Annotated in this window: 14 protein-coding genes; 9 read left to right on the top strand and 5 right to left on the bottom strand. The window is 65.8% G+C overall.

What is annotated here, in order from left to right; all coding sequences use genetic code 11:
- From tagH to tssI, 3 genes are read right to left on the bottom strand one after another with little or no spacing between them, the layout of a single operon-like run.
- Nucleotides 1-1,353 (bottom strand): type VI secretion system-associated FHA domain protein TagH, encoded by a 1,353-nt coding sequence (tagH, locus tag ABDW49_RS25480; RefSeq protein WP_343616385.1) that lies wholly within the window; start codon nucleotides 1,351-1,353, stop codon nucleotides 1-3.
- Nucleotides 1,350-1,913, bottom strand: a complete 564-nt coding sequence (locus ABDW49_RS25475) for a hypothetical protein (protein WP_343616383.1) — start codon at nucleotides 1,911-1,913, stop codon at nucleotides 1,350-1,352. The genes tagH and ABDW49_RS25475 overlap by 4 nt, the downstream gene beginning before the upstream one ends.
- Complete coding sequence (tssI, locus tag ABDW49_RS25470) at nucleotides 1,910-3,835, bottom strand: type VI secretion system tip protein TssI/VgrG (protein WP_343616382.1); 1,926 nt, start codon at nucleotides 3,833-3,835, stop codon at nucleotides 1,910-1,912. Before tssI ends, ABDW49_RS25475 begins: the two co-directional genes overlap by 4 nt.
- Before the next feature lie 122 nt (nucleotides 3,836-3,957).
- On the opposite strand from tssI, the gene ABDW49_RS25465 reads away from it, so the two are divergent.
- The 9 genes from ABDW49_RS25465 (at nucleotide 3,958) to ABDW49_RS25425 (ending at nucleotide 14,119) form a co-directional block, all read left to right on the top strand.
- Nucleotides 3,958-4,959, top strand: coding sequence for a type VI secretion system ImpA family N-terminal domain-containing protein (locus tag ABDW49_RS25465; RefSeq protein WP_343616380.1), 1,002 nt, complete (start codon nucleotides 3,958-3,960; stop codon nucleotides 4,957-4,959).
- 325 nt (nucleotides 4,960-5,284) lie between these two features.
- Nucleotides 5,285-5,827, top strand: a complete 543-nt coding sequence (gene tssB / locus ABDW49_RS25460) for a type VI secretion system contractile sheath small subunit (RefSeq protein ID WP_343617398.1) — start codon at nucleotides 5,285-5,287, stop codon at nucleotides 5,825-5,827.
- Between the two features lie 44 nt (nucleotides 5,828-5,871).
- Nucleotides 5,872-7,353: a type VI secretion system contractile sheath large subunit gene (gene tssC, locus ABDW49_RS25455; protein WP_343616379.1), complete on the top strand. Its 1,482-nt coding sequence runs from the start codon at nucleotides 5,872-5,874 to the stop codon at nucleotides 7,351-7,353.
- A gap of 40 nt (nucleotides 7,354-7,393) precedes the next feature.
- Entirely contained in the window at nucleotides 7,394-7,879 is a 486-nt protein-coding gene (locus tag ABDW49_RS25450) for a type VI secretion system tube protein Hcp (protein WP_343616377.1), read from the top strand.
- 159 nt (nucleotides 7,880-8,038) lie between these two features.
- On the top strand, nucleotides 8,039-8,359 hold the full coding sequence (locus ABDW49_RS25445; protein WP_343616375.1) for a hypothetical protein: 321 nt from the start codon (nucleotides 8,039-8,041) through the stop codon (nucleotides 8,357-8,359).
- Nucleotides 8,360-8,367: 8 nt separating this feature from the next.
- The gene (gene tssE / locus ABDW49_RS25440; RefSeq protein WP_343616374.1) at nucleotides 8,368-8,874 is read left to right on the top strand and encodes a type VI secretion system baseplate subunit TssE; all 507 of its coding nucleotides are present in this window, start codon (nucleotides 8,368-8,370) and stop codon (nucleotides 8,872-8,874) included.
- A complete protein-coding gene (gene tssF / locus ABDW49_RS25435; RefSeq protein WP_343616372.1) occupies nucleotides 8,874-10,748 on the top strand; it encodes a type VI secretion system baseplate subunit TssF in 1,875 nt (624 codons plus the stop codon). The genes tssE and tssF overlap by 1 nt, the downstream gene beginning before the upstream one ends.
- Nucleotides 10,712-11,755, top strand: coding sequence for a type VI secretion system baseplate subunit TssG (gene tssG / locus ABDW49_RS25430; protein ID WP_343616371.1), 1,044 nt, complete (start codon nucleotides 10,712-10,714; stop codon nucleotides 11,753-11,755). Before tssF ends, tssG begins: the two co-directional genes overlap by 37 nt.
- 9 nt (nucleotides 11,756-11,764) lie before the next feature.
- The gene (locus ABDW49_RS25425) at nucleotides 11,765-14,119 is read left to right on the top strand and encodes a protein kinase (RefSeq protein ID WP_343616370.1); all 2,355 of its coding nucleotides are present in this window, start codon (nucleotides 11,765-11,767) and stop codon (nucleotides 14,117-14,119) included.
- A gap of 19 nt (nucleotides 14,120-14,138) precedes the next feature.
- Here the strand turns inward: ABDW49_RS25425 and ABDW49_RS25420 are convergent, their stop codons facing one another.
- Nucleotides 14,139-15,569: an efflux transporter outer membrane subunit gene (locus ABDW49_RS25420; RefSeq protein ID WP_343616368.1), complete on the bottom strand. Its 1,431-nt coding sequence runs from the start codon at nucleotides 15,567-15,569 to the stop codon at nucleotides 14,139-14,141.
- A gap of 26 nt (nucleotides 15,570-15,595) precedes the next feature.
- On the bottom strand, nucleotides 15,596-16,753 hold the full coding sequence (locus ABDW49_RS25415) for an efflux RND transporter periplasmic adaptor subunit (protein ID WP_343616366.1): 1,158 nt from the start codon (nucleotides 16,751-16,753) through the stop codon (nucleotides 15,596-15,598).
- Nucleotides 16,754-16,758 lie beyond the last annotated feature (5 nt).

Raw genomic sequence — 16,758 nt, 5'->3', positions numbered from 1 at the left:
TCAGCCGCCGGTGCCGCGCTTCGCCTTCATATCGGCCATATGGCGGTCGTAATGCTGGCGAAATTCCTTGGCGAACAGATCCATAAAGGCATCGTCCGCGCCACGCACGACGCCCTCGAAGTCGCGTTCGAAGGCGTCCCAGTGCTGCGCGCGCCGGATCGTCCCGAACCAGCGGGCCATGCCGCGCGGCGCGCCCGGCCTGTCGCGGATCGCTGCCGGAGAGAAACGCGCCAGCGTCCCTTCCAGCGCGGCGCGCATCGCGCTCAGGGTCGCCATCTGATGGGCCTGCAGGTCCTGAAACGTGTCCTCGATGGCGCGTTCGGCGGTCATGAAGCCGGCCTCGGGCGTATCGAGCAGATGCAGCAGCGCGCGCTGCGGTGAGCGGATGAATTTGAGGGGATTGTTGCCGTCAAGCTCCAGCCCGGTGGCCTGAACGCCAAGCTGGGCCTTGGCGCGGGCGCGGGCCTCGATCATCAGCACAAGCCCGCCCACCAACTGACGCAGCACGCCCCCGGCGGCGGCGAGGGTCGCTGCGGGGGAGCGCCTGAGACGCTCGGCGGGCAGATGGCTTGCGGCAAGGAATGCGTCCCAGCCCTCTGCGGGGGGCATTGGCGCATCCATCACACCCTCGATTTCGGGGGCTGGCTGGCTGGCTTCCTCGATTGAGGGCACGACCGGCTGGTGGTTCGACCAATCATCATCAGGGCCGCCGATCTCCGCGAAATTGCCCCGCGACCAGTCGATGTCGCTCTCCTCGGACAAGCGGCCCCATACATCCTGCGCGGTGGGCGGCGCGGCGCGCGGTGGTTCGCTGGACCAGGCCGACGGTCTGGCGACAGGAGCGGGCAGATCCCATGCGCCCGGCAAAGGGGCGGGAGATGCGGTGGGCGCGCGCCAGGGTGTTGGTTGATCGAAGCCAGCCTCCAACGGCTCGGCCCAGCCTTCGTCATCCAGTGGTGTTTCATCCGGGTGCTGGTCGAGGCCAAAGCTGTCCCAGCGTTCCGGATGGGCCTGCGGTGATGGGGCCATTGCCACAACCGGCTCGGCACTGACGAGGATGGCGTAATGTCCGATGGTGATGCGATCGCCATCGGCAAGGCGGTGCGGTTGCTCCAGCCGCTGCTGGTCGCCGTTGAGATAGGTGCCATTCGTGCTGTGATCGGTCAGCACATAAGCGCCATCGCGATAGCTGATGTCGCAATGGCGGGCCGAGACCAGATTGCGCGGATCGGGCAGGCTCCAGTCGGCATGGGGGGAGCGCCCAATCATCGCCCCGTGGCGGTCCAGCGTGATCCGGTCGGGCTGGCCGTTGTCGAGCGTGTCTGGTTTTTCGAGCACAAGGATGATGGTCATGGTGCAATCTCCATTCGGGAGGCGAGCCGGGCGCCTTCATCGAGGGCCTGACGGAGCAGATCGGCGGGGTGGTGGGCGCGGGCTGCGGCGGCGATCACCGCCGCCCCGGCGAACCGCCCCGCCGCGCCGCGTGACGGAGGCATGGGCGGCTGTTCGGGCGGGGCGATCGATCCGCCGGTGTGGAATGCGGCCAGCGCGCAAAGCGACTCGGCCTCGGGCGGGATGATGGCGATGGCCTGTTCGCCTGCCGCGCGCCGCCGGGGCTCGCTCGGGTCGGCGAGCCAGGCTTGAGCCGTCTCGAAGGCGGAGCGGGCGGCGGGTGTGGGCGACGGGGTCAGAGCGATCATCTGCGCGGCCCATGCGACCGCCTCATAGCGTGTCAGGGCCTGAGCAAGGAACAGGGCGGCCTCGCGATCATGCTCTTCCGCGAGCAGCCATTGGAAATAGGCGGTGGGTGATACGCTTTCGTCGCCGAGCTGGCGGCGCCCGTTCAGCCGGTTGATCTGGCCTGCTTCGCTCCAGATCGTGCGGGGCCAGTGTGTGGCGGTGTCGGTGGTCATGCGATCAGTGGCGGCTTGCCGATCAGGCTCAGCAGGCCCTCGGCGGTGATGGTGGTGAGCGCGCCGGTGATCGTCTGGGTGGTGGTGGCGGTACTCGTCACGCTCAGCCCGTCGAGCGTGATACCGATTTCGCTCAGCGCGATGGTGTTGAGGCCGACCTGAAGCCTGATCCCGGTTTGGTCGATGGTCAGGCTGTTGGCGCCGACCGCAAGGGTGATGCGGTCCATGGCGGCGATGCTGGCCGATCCTTGAGCGATGCTGAGCGTATAATCGCCGGTTTCCACTTCGACCGTCTCATTGCGATGGATCTGGGTCAGCCGGTCGCGGCCGATCCGCGTCTTGCGGTCGCGGCGGATGCGGGCCTCGTCGTCCAGCATGATCTCGGCGAGGCGGTTACGCTGGGCGCGCAGATAGACCTGCTCGGCGCCGCCCTTGTCCTCAAAGCACAGCTCATTGTAGCCGGGCCCTGCCGGAGGGGGTTGTTCGGCCCCGCCATAATCCCCTGATGGGCCGATGCTGCGCGAGCGATAGAGCGAGCGGGTGCGATGCTCGGGCAGGGCATAGGGATGGGTGTGGCGCGAATTGTAGACCCGCCCGGTGATGAGCGGTCGATCGGGATTGCCGTCGAGAAAGGTGACGATGACCTCCTCGTTGAGGCGCGGCAGGGCGACATGGCCGAAGCCCGCACCCGCCGAGGACTCGGATATCCGCAACCAGCATGAGCGAGCCAGTTCGGTCGCGTTGCCCGGCGTGCCCCATGGAAAACGCACCCGCACGCGGCCGAGCGGATCGACATGCGTGTCATCGGCGCCGCCCATCACCACCATGGCGGTTTCGGGACCGGCGCGCGGGGCCGGTGTCTCCGGCGCCGAGCGCCAGGGCTGATCGGCCAGCGCGGCCTCCAGCCGGACATGGCGGGCTGCGGCCTCATGCCCGGTGCGGAAGGGTTCGGCATCGACCTTCATATGGAGCGCGGTGACGAGGAAACTGCGCCCGCGATCGAAGGCATCGCTGGAATCGAGGTTGAAGCGGCAGCCGCAGAACAGGGCGATCGTGTCGCCCTCGCCGGTGTAGAGGCGCTGGCGGGCATGGATCGCCTCGACTTCGACCCGTGCCCAATGGGCGGCGAGGGCCTCTTCCACGAAATCGCCGGTGAAGTCCTGTATCTCCTGCGTGTCGGCAGGGTTGCGGGTGCCGCCATCGGCCTGGCCATGCTTGATGCTGGTGGTCTGATAGTCGAAGCTTTGCAGCGAGACCTTGCGCTTGCCATCACTGCGCACATGCTCATGCCAGCGCCAGATGGCCTGCGTGAGCCCGCCGTTGCGGCCCACATGATCGGGGCGTAGCAGGACGGTTTCGAAGCCGGGCGCCGGGTGATGCGCGGCGGGGGCATCGCACAGCATCATCACGTGATCGTTGTCGCGATGGTCGAAGTAGTAATAGATGCCTTCGCGCTCCATGATCCGCGCGAGGAAGGCATGGTCGCTCTCGCGATATTGGGTGGTGTAGGGGCGCGGCAGATAGGTGCCGGTGATCAGGCTGTAATCGACATGCCGGCTTTGCGGCGCGAGGACCTGTTTGATGATGTCGAGGCCGGTCATGTCCTCGAAGATGCGGTTGGTTCTGTTGTGGGCTAGCAGGTGTAGCCAGGGGCGCAGCTTCAGCGCATAGTGATAGCCTTGGTTGGCCTCATCGAGGAAATGCGCTTCGCTGAGCAGCGCGTGGAACACCCGCACCCGTTGGCCCAGCTCGAACAGCTCGATCAGCACCGGCTTGCCGAGGCTGGGCAGAAAATCCACTTTCGCTGCGGCGATCACGTTGGCGTCGATCTCGAAAAGCCTGCCGATCGTTTCGTGGCTTTCGAAGCTCACGAGCTTGATCTCGCAGCCGACATCGATGGTGATTTCGGCTTGTCTCTTCATGATCCGATCCTTCGGCGCGTATTACAGATGTCATCAATCATGAGATTGCCGCTGTTTCCGCGAAGATTTACGGGCTTGGCCCGTATTCGCGTCTGAATACGGGCTCGAACATTTGCGAGGATATGATGAATCCCGATCCCGAACGTCTTCTGGTGCCGATCTCGGACAGCGACCGCGTCGGACCCGACCTTGCCTATGACCCAAGGCGACATGAGATCGAGCAGGCCTTCGCGGCCTCGGTCTCGATCGACACGAATGGCATCGGCACGATCGAGAGCGATATCGACTGGCGCCGCATCGTCACGCTGATCATCGAACAGAGCGCGCAGACGAAGGACGTTTGGCTCGCGGTCTATCTGTGCCGCGCCGGTGCGCGTTGGGGGCGGCTCGACATTGTCGAGGCAGGCTTGCGCTATCTTGCCGGACTGATTGAGCATTATTGGGAGGATTGCCACCCGCAGCTTCCGGATTACGGGCCCGAGGGACGGATCGGCGCATGCGATACGCTGACCAGTTTCAGCGCTTTCACCGGACCGCTGCGGACCATGATCCTGCTCGACCACCCGCGCCATGGGGCCTTCAGCGGTCAGGATCTTCAGCGTTTCCAGCGCGGCGGCGAAACGGAAGTTGGCTATGGCAGCTTCCGCGCCACGCTTGAGGAACCGGCCAGCCTTGGCCGTCTTGGCGAAACTCTGTCGCGGATCGAGGCGATCGACAGGCTGTTTCACGATGTCGATCTGGCGCTCGGCGAGCGGGCGGGTGGCGGTCTCGGGGCGAGTTTCGGCCCGATCTATGAGGTCCTGTCCGAGATCGCGGCGGCGGCGCGTGCTTTTCTGCCGGTTGCCGCGATCGATGAGCCGATCATCGAGGAAGTGGGAACGGAAGGCGTGCCGTCCGCGGCGCAGGGCATCCCCGCCGCAGTGCGTTCGCGCGAGGATGTGGTGCGTGTGATCGATCTCGCGGTGGATTATTACCGCCGGACCGAGCCTCATAGCCCGGTGCCGCTGCTGCTGGGGCGGGCGCGTGAATGGGTTCAGCGCGACTTTCTCGAGGTGCTCGAGGATATCGCGCCCAATGCGGTTGGCGATGCCCGCCAGCTTCTGCATTTTCGCGGCGGGGGCTGAGCGAGAGCCCGCCGCCGTCATGGTCCGGATTGGCGTGGAGTTGCGCATCGTCTGAAAATCATCTGGCCGGATAAAACTGTGAAACACGAAAAGATGACTGAGCCGATCCCGGCTTCGTTTCGATGATCATCGGGTTTCAGATGTAATATCGGGGCAGTTTCGCGAGATATCCGTCACTGCCTGATAGCGATTTCGTCGTTTGTGACAGCCGCAACACAATCCGCTCGCACTGTAATCAAGGAGAAGGTCGCCGCTGTGCATTTGATGCATCACCCGGCCCGTCAAGGGATGTGCCGGAACGTGACAGCAGTCAGACGAGGTGACCATGGTTTCGGCGAAGGGCGGCCAGCGTTTTATCAAGGAAAACCGGGCGCCGCGCGTCCACATCGAATATGAGGTCGAGAGCTATGGCGCGCGGCAGAAGATCGAACTGCCCTTCGTGATGGGGGTGATGTCCGATCTTTCGGGCAAATCCCATGTCGAGAAGAAACCCCATGCGGAGCGCGATTTTCTCGAGTTCGACATGGACAATTTCGATGAGCGGATGGAGCGCATCGCGCCCCGCGCCGCCTTCACGGTCGGGAACACGCTGACCGGCGAGGGCCAATTGGCCATCGATCTGACCTTCACGACGCTTGAGGATTTCAATCCCGGCCGGATCGCGCGCAACGTACCGGCGCTGGCCAAACTGCTGGAGGCGCGCGAGCAGCTCAATGATCTGATGCTGTATATGGACGGTAAGGCCGGGGCTCAGGCGCTGCTCGACCGGATTTTGCGCGATCCCGCCCTGCTGGCCTCGCTTGCTGCCGAACCGGCACCCGGCCTGATCGGCCATGACGATGCCGCCCCCGGCCACGCCGAGGATTGAACCCAAGCCCAACCGTTCCAGGAGTTATGGATATGGCAGATCACATGCTGCAGCCCATCGCGAGCGCCGAGGCGAGCGAGGTCACCTTCGCGGACGATTTCGCGATGCTGCTTCACAAGGAATTCAAGCCCGCCAATGAGGCGCGGCAGCAGCGCATCGAGCGGGCGGTCAAGACCCTGGCGCAGCAGGCGCTGGAAGATGCCGCGGTGGTCGGCGACGATGTCTATATGACCGTCGATAGTCTCAAGGCCGCGATCGACCGCAAGCTGTCGGAGCAGATCAACGCGATCATCCACCATGCCGAATTTCAGGCGCTGGAATCGGCATGGCGCGGGCTCTGGTATCTGGTCGGCAACACCTCGACCGGCAAGGATCTCAAGATCCGCGTGCTGAACATCTCCAAGGAGGAAACGCGGCGCCAGTTCCGCCAGTATCGCGATGCGGCCTGGGATCAGAGCCCGCTGTTCAAGAAGGTCTATGAGGCAGAGTTCGGGCAGCTTGGCGGCCAGCCTTATGGCGCGATGATCTGCGATTTCACCTTCGATCACAGCGGCCCCGATCTGGAGGTGATGAAGGGCTTGTCGAAGATCGGCGCGGCGGCCCATGCGCCTTTCATCGCGGCGGCTGGCCCCGGCCTGATCGGCATGGACAGCTGGCGTGAACTCGCCAATCCGCGCGATCTGGCCAAGCAGTTCGAGGCCACCGATTATCTGGCCTGGCGCTCGTTCCGCGCCTCCAACGACAGCCGCTATATGGCGCTGACCCTGCCGCGTTTTCTGGGGCGGCCGCTCTATGGTCCGGAGACTGATCCGGTCGAGGATTTCGCCTTCGAGGAAGAGGTCGAGGGGAATCACGACAACTATCTGTGGCTCAATGCCTCTTATGCGCTGGGCGTGCGGATCACCGAGGCGTTCAAGACCTATGGCTGGTGCACGCGTATTCGGGGCGTTGAATCGGGCGGCACGGTGGAGGATCTGCCGGTCGCGCTCTTCCCGACCGACGAGGGTGGCATCGACGCCAAATGCCCCACCGAAATCGCGATTTCCGACCGGCGCGAGGCCGAACTGTCGCGCGCGGGGCTGATGGCGCTGGTGCATCGCAAGAACACCGACCATGCCACCTTCATCGGCGCGCAGACGCTGCATGCGCCCAGGGCCTATGACGATCCGGACGCGACAGCCAGTGCCAATCTGTCGGCACGCCTGCCCTATATCTTCGCGAGCTGCCGTTTCGCGCATTACCTCAAATGCATGGTCCGTGACTGGATCGGCGGATCGCGTGAGGCGCCGCAACTGGGTCGCGATCTGCAGAGCTGGATCATGCAATATGTCGATCTTCAGCCCGAACATTCCGACGAAACGACCAAGGCCCGCAAGCCGCTGAAACAGGCTTCGGTCGAGGTCATCCCCGACCCGGAGAACCCCGGCTATTATCGCGGCCTGTTCCGCATGGTGCCGCATTATCAGCTCGAAGGCATGGATGTGTCGCTGAGCATGGTCTCGCGCCTGCCCAAGACCGCTGACTGATCCCCCATCTTTCTGACCTTATTCGATAAAGGAGTGCGGCATGGCCGTTGAAATGTTCCTGAAGCTCGCCGGCTGCGATGGCGAGTCGATCGCCTCGGGCCATGAGAATGAGATCGAGCTGCTCGGCTGGAACTGGGGCGTGACCAATCAGGGCAGCTCCAGCATGGGCGGTGGCTCGGGCACCGGCAAGGCCTCGTTCCACGATCTGAGCATCACCAAATATGTCGACAAGGCCACCGCCACCATTCTGGGCAATTGCGCCAAAGGCAATCACTTCGCCACGGGGGTTTTGGTCTGTCGCAAGGTGGGTGGTGACAGCCCGCTCGAATATCTCAAGATCGAGATGGATCAGGTCTTCGTCAGCGGCGTGCAGCACGGCGGCAGTCCGGGCGACGAGCTGACGGTGGAGAATGTCACCTTCAACTTCGCGAAAATGAAGGTGGTCTATACGCCGCAGAGTGCCAGCGGCTCGGCAGCCGGCAACGTTCCCTTCAACTGGGATATCCGCAAGAACCAGTCGGCCTGATCGGCGGCTCTGCCATCAGCATCGATCCAGTGGAGAATGACGATGCCATACAAGATGCCGACGGCTGTGCGGCAAAGCTTCGAAGCGCGGCGCTGGGTGGTGCGGCAAAGCGATTACTATTTCGACGGGAGGGGCGGCACCGCCCACCCTCATCTTCATATGAAGATCGAGGCGCGCGGTACCGTGCGGGATGGCGTGGCAGACCAGCAACTGCCGGGCGATATCCGCGGCGCGGTCAAGATGCTCGCCTGGAGCGATGGCCAGCAGCATCAAGGTGGCGGCGGGCGTAGCCTGATCCGCGTGGGAGGCATGGATTTTGTGCAGGCGAATGTCCCGTTCAATGAGGCCAATCAGGCTTTCATGGCCGCTGATGTCTCGCTTTATCCCCATCATTTCCATGCCTTGATGGCAGGCAATGAATCCAACCAGGATCTGAAAGAGGAAATGGGCTGGATCTGGACCTATTTTCGCGGCCGATGATCCTTGCCGTGACCCCGCGCATCAACCCGACCCTGTTCGACAAGCTGATTGCCGATACCGGCGATGATGGCGCCTGCGAGCATGCCGCCGGACGCCTCCCTCATACAGCGGCACGGATCGAGCGCTTCAATGAGGCCGCGCTGCGCAGCACGCTGCTGCGCGAGCTGGACTGGCTGCTCAACACGGTCAATCTGGACGCGGTGCAGGATCTGTCCTCGTTCCCCGAGGTGCGCGGTTCGACGCTCAATTACGGCCTTGGCGATCTGAGCGGCACCTTGCTCACCGGCAGGGGCGTTCAGGCCCGCGCCCGCGATATCCGCGAGGCCATCCTTCGCTTCGAGCCGCGCGTGGAGCGGGGCAGTCTCGATGTGGACCCTTCGCTTGAGGATGCGCGGCCCAACAGCGTCAGCTTTGTCATTCGCGGCGATGTGACGGCGGCGGTGCAGGCCATGCCGGTCGAGATCCGCACCGATGTCGAGGTCGATACCGGCACCGCAAGCTTTCGGGAGCATTGATGGATCCGCGACTTCTCCAGGCGTATAACGACGAACTCGTGCATCTGCGCGAGACGGCAAAGCGTTTCGGCGAGGATTATCCCTCGGTCGCCGGGCGGCTGGGGCTGGGCGCGGCGGCGCAGGTCGATCCGCATGTCGAGCGGCTGCTGGAGGGCGTGGCCTTTCTGGGTGCGCGGGTTCAGCTCAAGCTGCAGGACCAGTTTCCGGAATTCACCCAGCATCTGCTCAGTGCCATTCAGCCGCATTATCTGGCGCCGACGCCCTCGATCTGCATCGTCGGTTTCGAGCCCCATGAGGGCGACGCCGCGCTTACCCAAGGCATCGAGATCGAACGCGGCACGCGACTGCAGGCCGTCGCCGCCGATCGTGATGCCACGCCGGTCACCTTCCAGACCGGCCATGCGGTAACACTCTGGCCCTTGCGGGTCGAGGCGGTGGAGTATCTTCCCTCGCGCAGCGCGGTGGCGCCTTATCTGGCATCACTGCAGCCCGACGCCGCTGTCGAGGCGGGCCTGCGCATTCGCCTGCGCACCACCGGGGGCGCCAGATTGGGCGCGCTCTCGTTCACTGCCTTGCCGCTCTATCTCGATGGCGAGGGGGCAGTGGCTGGAGAACTCTATCGCCAGCTTGTTGCCGATGCGGTGGCGGTTGTGGCCACAGACGCATCGGGCACCGGCAGCATGCCTCTGCCTCTGCCTCTGCCCCTGCCGGTGCCGCATGGCTTCAGCGAAGATTGCGCGCTGCTGCCCGCCGAGCGGCGCTCGAACCGTGGCTATCGCATCCTCAGCGAATATTTTGCCTGCCCCCAGCGCTTCCAGTTCGTCCGGCTGGAGGGGCTCGACAAAGCCTGCAAGGCGCTGGCCGAGGCGGAGGCCTGCGACATCGTGATCCTGTTCCGGCGCAAGGCGGAGACACTGGAAGGCGCGGTTTCAGCGGTCAATCTGCGCGCTTTCGCCACGCCCGCGATCAACCTTTACGAGAAGCAGCTCGATCGCGTGCAGATCACGGCCTTTGACCATGAACGGCTGGTCGTGGCCGATCGCGCGCGTCCGCTCGATTTCGAGATCTACCGCCTCCTCGATGTCCACGCCCATGGCCGGCAGGGCAGCGAGCCGCGCGAGGTGGCCCCGATCTACGACTATTCCGGCCAGCTCTATGACTGGAACGAGGCGCTCTTCTATGTGACCCGCCTGCGCCACCGCCGCCTCTCGACACGTGAGCAGCGGATGCGCCGCCGCAGCGATTACACCGGCAGCGAAACATGGATCAGCCTCACGGCGCCGGGGCGGCCAGACCGGCTGGATGATATCAGCGAACTGTCGCTTCGCGCGCTGGTCACCAACCGCGAGCTGGCAGGCAGGATCCGCATGACCGGTACGCCTCTGGCAGCCGAGGGGATTGCGGCGCGCAGCATATCCTTGCTGCGCGCGCCCACGCCGCCCCGCTCGCCGCTGGGGCTGGGCGATGCGGCCTGGCGGGTGATCGGCCATCTGACGCCCAATTACACCGGTTTCGCCCGCGACCCTGCGGGCAGCCCGGATGTTCTGCGCGCCCATCTTTCGCTCTATGGCAGGGTCGAGGACCCGACCCTGCAGCGCGAGGTCGATGGGGTTCGCGAGATCCATGCTTCGCCGGTCTCGCGCCGCCTGCCGGATCGCGGACGGCCATCCTTTGTGCGCGGCCAGCATCTGCGGATCGTGCTGGATGAAGGCAATTACGAGACCGGGCGCAGCGTGCTGTTCGGCGCGGTGCTCGAACGCTTTCTGGCCGAGTTCGCGGCCATCAACAGCTTCGTCGAGGTCAGTTTCGACAATCTCCAGCAGGGATCGATCGTCCGATGGCCACCGCGCCTGGGCCAGCGCCCGACCATTTGAGCTATCTGCGCCGGGCGGCGGCCCGGATCGGCAGCATCGCGCCCCTCGCTTTGCTGCGCGGCGTGGAGGCGCGTGCGCGTCAGGCGCCGCCGATCGGCACCGCGAAGCTGCCTGCCGATGATGTGGTGACGCTGGTTCACAGTCCCTCGCTCGCCTTTCCGGCCGCGACGCTGGCGGCCATCAGCGTGGAGGGCGACCGGGCGGTGGTCGAGGGCCATTGGCTGGGGCTGACCGGAGCGATGGGGCCGCTTCCGCTGCATCTCACCGATTATGCCGCCAGCGAAGGGCGTGGCAGCGCGCACAGGCCTTATGGGCGCTTTCTCGATGTGCTGGCGGGGCGGATGCTCCAGCTTTTCTACCGGGCATGGGCGTCTGCCGTCCCGGCCGCGAGCATCGATCGGCGCGGGAGCGATCATTTTGCCACCAGGATTGCCGCTTTGACCGGGGCGCAGGATGGCGCGGCTAACCACATGGCCTTTCCCGTGGAGGCGCGCTTGCGCCATGCGGGGTTTTTCGCCTCGCCGCGCAGCCCGAGCGGTCTTGCCGATGCGCTGAGCGGCGTGATCCGGCTGCCCGTCAGCATCGTCGAGCATGTCGAGCGCTGGCGCGACATCGATCCTGCCGAAAGGACGGTTCTGGGCGGCGGCTTCTCCCGGCTCGGGGGCGATGCGGTGGCCGGGTGCCGCATCTGCACCGTGGAGGATGCCTTCAAGGTTGTGGTGCAGGTGGCCACCGCGCGGGACTTGCGCGATCTGCTGCCCGGAGGAAGCCGTTACCGCATCCTAGTCGAGGCGATCGACAGTTTCGCCCCGCCTCACCTCGACTGGGAGATCGAACTGGCAACCGCGGGCGAGGCCATCCGCCCCTCGCGGCTGGGCGCCTCCGCGCAGCTTGGCTGGTCGAGCTGGAGTGCTGCCGCCCCGGTCGGCAGTGTCCGGTCCGATGCCCGCCTTGGCGCCCATGCCCGTGGGCTGGGCACCCTTTTGATTCAGCAGGATGAAGCGTGAGAACCATCGATGGATAGATCGGTCGAGCAAACGACACTGGCCGGTGACGAGCCTGCGATGGGGCGGCGCCCGCGCGATGCCGCGCTGGCCGCGGGCGACATGCTGAACGGCATCTACAAGGTCGAGCGCTTCATCGCCCGTGGCGGGATGGGAGAGGTTTTCGAAGGCGTCAACGTCGAAACCGATGAGCGGGTGGCGATCAAGGCCATCCGCAGCCATCTGGCGAGCGATCCCAGGATCGTGGCGCTGTTCCGCAAGGAGGCGCGGGTGCTGACGCATATCGCGCATCCGGCCATCGTGCAGTATCGGGTCTTTGCCCGCGATCCGCAGCTCGATCTGCATTACATCGTCACCGATTTCATCAATGGGGAGCCGATCACGCGCTATCTCGACCGGGAGCGCCCGAGTTTGAGCGAAGTGGTGGTGCTGGCCCGGCGGCTCGCCTCCGGTCTGGAGGCGGCGCATGACCATGGCGCGATCCATCGCGATATGTCGCCCGACAACATCTTGTTGCCCGATGGCAGGATCGATCGCGCGAAGATCATCGATTTCGGCATCGCCAAAAGCCTCGACCTCAGTGCTGAAACCGTGGTGGGGGAGGGGTTCGCGGGCAAGCTGGGCTATGTTGCGCCGGAACAGTTCGGCGATTTCGGGCGCCAGATCGGCCCTTGGACCGACGTCTATTCCACCGCTCTGGTGCTGTTGGCCTTTGCGCGAGGCAAGGCTCCGGCGATGGGGACGACCCTGTCGGATGCGGTCGAGAGGCGCCGCGTTCCGGTCGACCTGTCCGACCTGCCGGTGCCGATCGCGCCCCTGATCGAGCGGATGCTGGTGCCCGAGCCCACGGGCCGGATCCGCTCGATGCGCGAGGTTCTGGTCGCGCTCGATGGCATTCGCATCGCCGCCGACCAGCCGCTGGCGCGTGGCAAGGCAGAGCCGCGTTCAGGATCGCTCAAAGAGGTTCATGCGCCCCGTGTAAAGCCGCCCGAGCCCGCCGAGACCACCTACGCGCCCGCTCTCGCGCCAGAGGCCCAGCCTGCCGGGCAGGTCGAAACGCCATCGGACCCCAAGCCCTTGCCGAGCAAGGCCCCCTCCGTCGGACGCGGAAAGGTCGGGCATGGGCGACGCCTGATCCTCGCGATCATGGCCGGCCTCGCCATCCTGTTCTCTGGTGTGCTGCTGTACCGGCATGCGCCGGGGGCTCAGGCTGTTCAACAGAGCGCCGCTCCAGTCCCCCTTGCGGCGCAAGCACCGATGCTGGCGTCTGACCGCGTGGCCCAGTGGAATTTGGCGGTGCGTGATCTGCCCTGTGCGTGGATCACCGCGCGGGCCACCACCGAGGATGGCCCCACCGAGCTTTCTGGCGGTTCGGGCGATCTTCCGGGTTTACCCGCGCGGCTTGCGGGCAAGCCGCGCAACTGGGGCAGCGTCGATGCGAAGGCGGTCGAGCCGCTGAATGTGACCCAATGCGGGGTGATCGATGCGCTGCGACCCTATCGGGCCAAACCGGGCGAGCAGGGGGCGGGCGTGCTTGCGCTTTCGACCTCGCGGATTCTTCTCGACCATCCGGGGCCGGCCTGTCCCGGAGGAGGCGTTGCTGAAGTGACGGCTGCCAACCGCGATCCCGACAGGGAATGGGCGCTGATCGGGCTTGAGCCGGATGGGCGCCTGCTGCAGATCGCCGGGTCCAGGGCGGAGTTCGCCCGGCTCGCCCGAGCGCACAGCGAAGGCTTCAGCATCGGGGCCGACCAGCTCTACCATGTTGCGCTGTGCCATGCGCTGCCCGGTTCTTCGGCGATTTTCCTTCTCGAAACGAAGCATCCTGCCGATCTTGGCCTGCGGACCGGCCGCGCCTCGTTGCCGGGCGCGGATTTCGCGCAGCGTCTGGCCGATCAGGGCCGAGATCAGGGCATTCGCGTCTTTGCGCAATGGGCGAGGATCGAGCGGGCACCGGAAGGCGATCGCGCAAAACCATCCATGGCGCCCCCGACGCCAATGGCTGCATCGCCAACGGTTTCCGGGCGGCGTCCGTTGGCTGAAGCCGTCCCGCAGCATGAGATCAGCCGCGCGCAATCCGTGCTCGAAACGGCCGAGCTGAACCGCCGCGAACTGGCACGCATACAGGATATGCAGGACCCGAACCGCCATGCGGATCTCTGCCGCGCCTATGACGGGCAGTGGCATGATGTTGGCCAGTTGCCGCGCGATGCCTGCCTTTCTCAGGCCATGAAGGGGCGCTGCAAGGTGAGCTTCGCCCTGTTCAAGAGCCGCCTCTACCGGCGCCAGAATGGGCAAATCCAGGAACAGCGCGGCAATCGCTGGAAGGACTTCTTGCGCGATGAAGCGTGCAGCGCGGGCGGGTGATCGCGCTGCCCGAGCGATGTCATGATTTGCCCTTTATGGACGCGGGTCGGTTGCCCTGAGCGGGAAAGGGATCATGCCAGCCGCCACCCAGCGCGCGCACCAGCGCCACCGACGCGGCAAGGCGGCGCGTTCTGATGTCGAGCGCTGCCTGTTGCGCCTGAAGCAGGGCGGTCTGGGCGGTCACCACATCCAGGAAGCTGGTGGCGCCATTGGTGTAAAGGCTCAAGGCGGCATCGCTGGTCTGCTGCGCGGCGGTGACGGCCTCTTGCGAGGAACCGGCCTCCTGCGCCAGTCGGGCCAATTGCGCGCGATTGTCTTCCACCTGCTGGAACGCGGTGAGGACGGTGGCGCGATAATGGGCGGAGGCTTCCCGCAGATTGGCCTGTGCCTGCGCGAGCTGCGCCTTCAGCTTGCCGCCCTGAAAGATCGGCAAGGTCACTTGCGGGCCCAGAGCCCAGAACAGGTCGCCGACCTTGAAGGGGTTTTCGCCCTGACTCTGCACGCCGCCCAGCGCGCCCAGGGTCAGGCTGGGATAGAAGGCGGCGCGGGCGATACCGATGCCCAGATTGGCCGAGGCGACGGCACGCTCCGCCGATGCGACATCGGGGCGGCGCTCCAGCAGCGTCGCGGGGAGGCCGACGGGCACATCGGGCAGCGGCGGCGCGGCGGCGGGGGCCAGGTGGAAGGTGGAGGGTGTCTCGCCCACCAGCACAGCCACGGCATCCTCCATCACCGCCCGGTCGGCGCGGGCCTGAGCCGCGGCGATACGGGCGTTGTCGAGCTGCACCTGCGCGCGCGACACATCCATCTGCGCCGCGATCTTGCCGTTGAACAGCGTCTGGGTCAGCGCATGGCTGCGGTCATAGGAGGCGACGGTCAGGTCGAGCAGGTGAATCCGGTCGTCGAGCCCCCGCAGGGTCACGTAATCGGTGGCGAGCTGCGCCTCCAGGCTGAGCTGCATTGCCGCGCGGTCGGCATCGCTGGCCTGCGCCATGGCCTGACGGCTGCGCAACTGGTTGTGCAACCGGCCCCAGAGGTCCACTTCATAGCCGATCACGCCGTTGATCTGATCGGCGCCATAGGTGTCGGGCTGGTCCGTTCCGCGCAGCGGGCGCTGCTGCGATTGCCGGTTCTGCGACGCAGAGCCCTGAAGGTCTGCCGAGGGCAGCAGCGCGGCGCGCGCCTGCCCGGCATAGGCCAGCGCCGCGTCATGGCGGGCCACGGCGGCGGCCAGATCGGGGTTGGCGCCATCCAGCCTTTGTTCCAGCCCGGCCAGAACGGGGTCGTTGAACAGGCTCCACCATGGTCCCCGCGCGGTCATGTCGGCCGGCGCGGCCTCCTGCCAACCGGGGATCGGCTTGTAGCTGGCGGGAACCGGCGTGACGGGCGGGTGATAGGCGGGCGCGAGATTGCACCCGGCCAGCATCAGCGAGGCGCCCATGGTCAGCATGAGGCCGTGTCTATGGCGCAGGCGTTTCATGCGCCTGCTCCCGCGCCCAGACGCACATGGTCGCCGTCGCGCAGCGTTTCGGGCGGGCTGTCGATCACGCGGTCGCCCGGTGCCAGACCGGCGACCACATCCACGGCATTACCATGATCGCGGCCCAGCGTGACGGTTTTCAGCCGCGCGATGTTGCCGGGCGTCAGCACCGCCACCTGCTGCGATCCGCTGTCATGGGCGATCAGCGCCGTGGCGGGGATGCGCAGAGCATTGGCGGCGCCTGCCTCCTTGAAGATCAGCGTGCAATAGGCCCCGGCGTCGATGGCTCCCGCGGGGTTGGGGGCCTGCAACTGCACCAGCATGGTGCGTGTGGAGGGATCAAGCGCATGGGATATGGCGGCGATGGTGGCGTGGCCGGTCTGGCCCGGACTTTCGGGCAGGGTGAAATCGACCTGCTCGCCCACCTTCAGCTTCGAGGCGAGGGTCTGGGGCACCTGCACATAGATGCGCAAACGGCTGAGATCGGCCACCTCGAACAGCTCCTGCCCGCTGGCACCCGCGTTGATCAGCGCGCCAATGTCGGTCTTGCGCGCGGTGACGATGCCGGTGAAAGGGCTGGCTATGCGCTTGTAGGCGGCCAGCGCCTCGATGCTGCGCAAGCGGCCCAGCGCGGCGGCGACGGCGGCGCTCTTGGCGTCGCTGTCTCCGGCCTTTTCGTCGATCACCTGCTGCGAGACGGCGCCGCTGGTCTGCAAGGCCTTCCAGCGCTGGGCGGTCAGCGCGGCCAGTTTCGCATTGGCGCGCGCCACGTTCAGGTCGCCGCGCGCCTGCGCCAGTTGCTGGTCGAGATCGGGCGTGTCGACCACGGCCAGCGTCTGCCCGGCGCGCACCGGTGTGCCGATGTCAGCCTGCCATGACCGCAGATAGCCGCTGACCCGCGCATAGATCTGCGCTTTCTGGAAGGGCTGTACCGTGCCGGGCAGGTCGATCCGGCTGGCCTGTCCGTTCTCCACTTTCGCCAGCGAAACCGAGGGCACCGACTGGACCTGCGACCATTGCGCATTGGCATGAGCCTCATGCGCGCGGCTGGCCAGACCGCTGATGGCCAGGGCGATGGCCAGCCCGGCGCCGCCGAGTCCGGTGACAAGAAGAACGCGATGGCTGGGCATTCTGGCTTGAAGGGTGTTGGTCATGACAG

The sequence above is a fragment of the Novosphingobium sp. genome (assembly GCF_039595395.1).
GTDB lineage: Bacteria > Pseudomonadota > Alphaproteobacteria > Sphingomonadales > Sphingomonadaceae > Novosphingobium.
The sequence above is the reverse complement of the archived record's forward strand: the minus strand, read 5'-3'. Positions and strand labels throughout refer to the sequence as shown.

Bases quoted from the DNA above. Each gene is read 5' to 3' on its own strand.
- ABDW49_RS25425 (WP_343616370.1), top strand. From the start codon at position 11,765: ATGGATAGATCGGTCGAGCAAACGACACTGGCCGGTGACGAGCCTGCG.
- ABDW49_RS25415 (WP_343616366.1), bottom strand. From the start codon at position 16,753: ATGACCAACACCCTTCAAGCCAGAATGCCCAGCCATCGCGTTCTTCTT.
- tssG (WP_343616371.1), top strand. From the start codon at position 10,712: ATGGCCACCGCGCCTGGGCCAGCGCCCGACCATTTGAGCTATCTGCGC.
- ABDW49_RS25445 (WP_343616375.1), top strand. From the start codon at position 8,039: ATGAAGATCGAGGCGCGCGGTACCGTGCGGGATGGCGTGGCAGACCAG.
- tagH (WP_343616385.1), bottom strand. From the start codon at position 1,353: ATGACCATCATCCTTGTGCTCGAAAAACCAGACACGCTCGACAACGGC.
- ABDW49_RS25475 (WP_343616383.1), bottom strand. From the start codon at position 1,913: ATGACCACCGACACCGCCACACACTGGCCCCGCACGATCTGGAGCGAA.
- ABDW49_RS25450 (WP_343616377.1), top strand. From the start codon at position 7,394: ATGGCCGTTGAAATGTTCCTGAAGCTCGCCGGCTGCGATGGCGAGTCG.
- tssC (WP_343616379.1), top strand. From the start codon at position 5,872: ATGCTGCAGCCCATCGCGAGCGCCGAGGCGAGCGAGGTCACCTTCGCG.
- ABDW49_RS25420 (WP_343616368.1), bottom strand. From the start codon at position 15,569: ATGCTGACCATGGGCGCCTCGCTGATGCTGGCCGGGTGCAATCTCGCG.
- tssB (WP_343617398.1), top strand. From the start codon at position 5,285: ATGGTTTCGGCGAAGGGCGGCCAGCGTTTTATCAAGGAAAACCGGGCG.
- ABDW49_RS25465 (WP_343616380.1), top strand. From the start codon at position 3,958: ATGATGAATCCCGATCCCGAACGTCTTCTGGTGCCGATCTCGGACAGC.
- tssI (WP_343616382.1), bottom strand. From the start codon at position 3,835: ATGAAGAGACAAGCCGAAATCACCATCGATGTCGGCTGCGAGATCAAG.
- tssF (WP_343616372.1), top strand. From the start codon at position 8,874: ATGGATCCGCGACTTCTCCAGGCGTATAACGACGAACTCGTGCATCTG.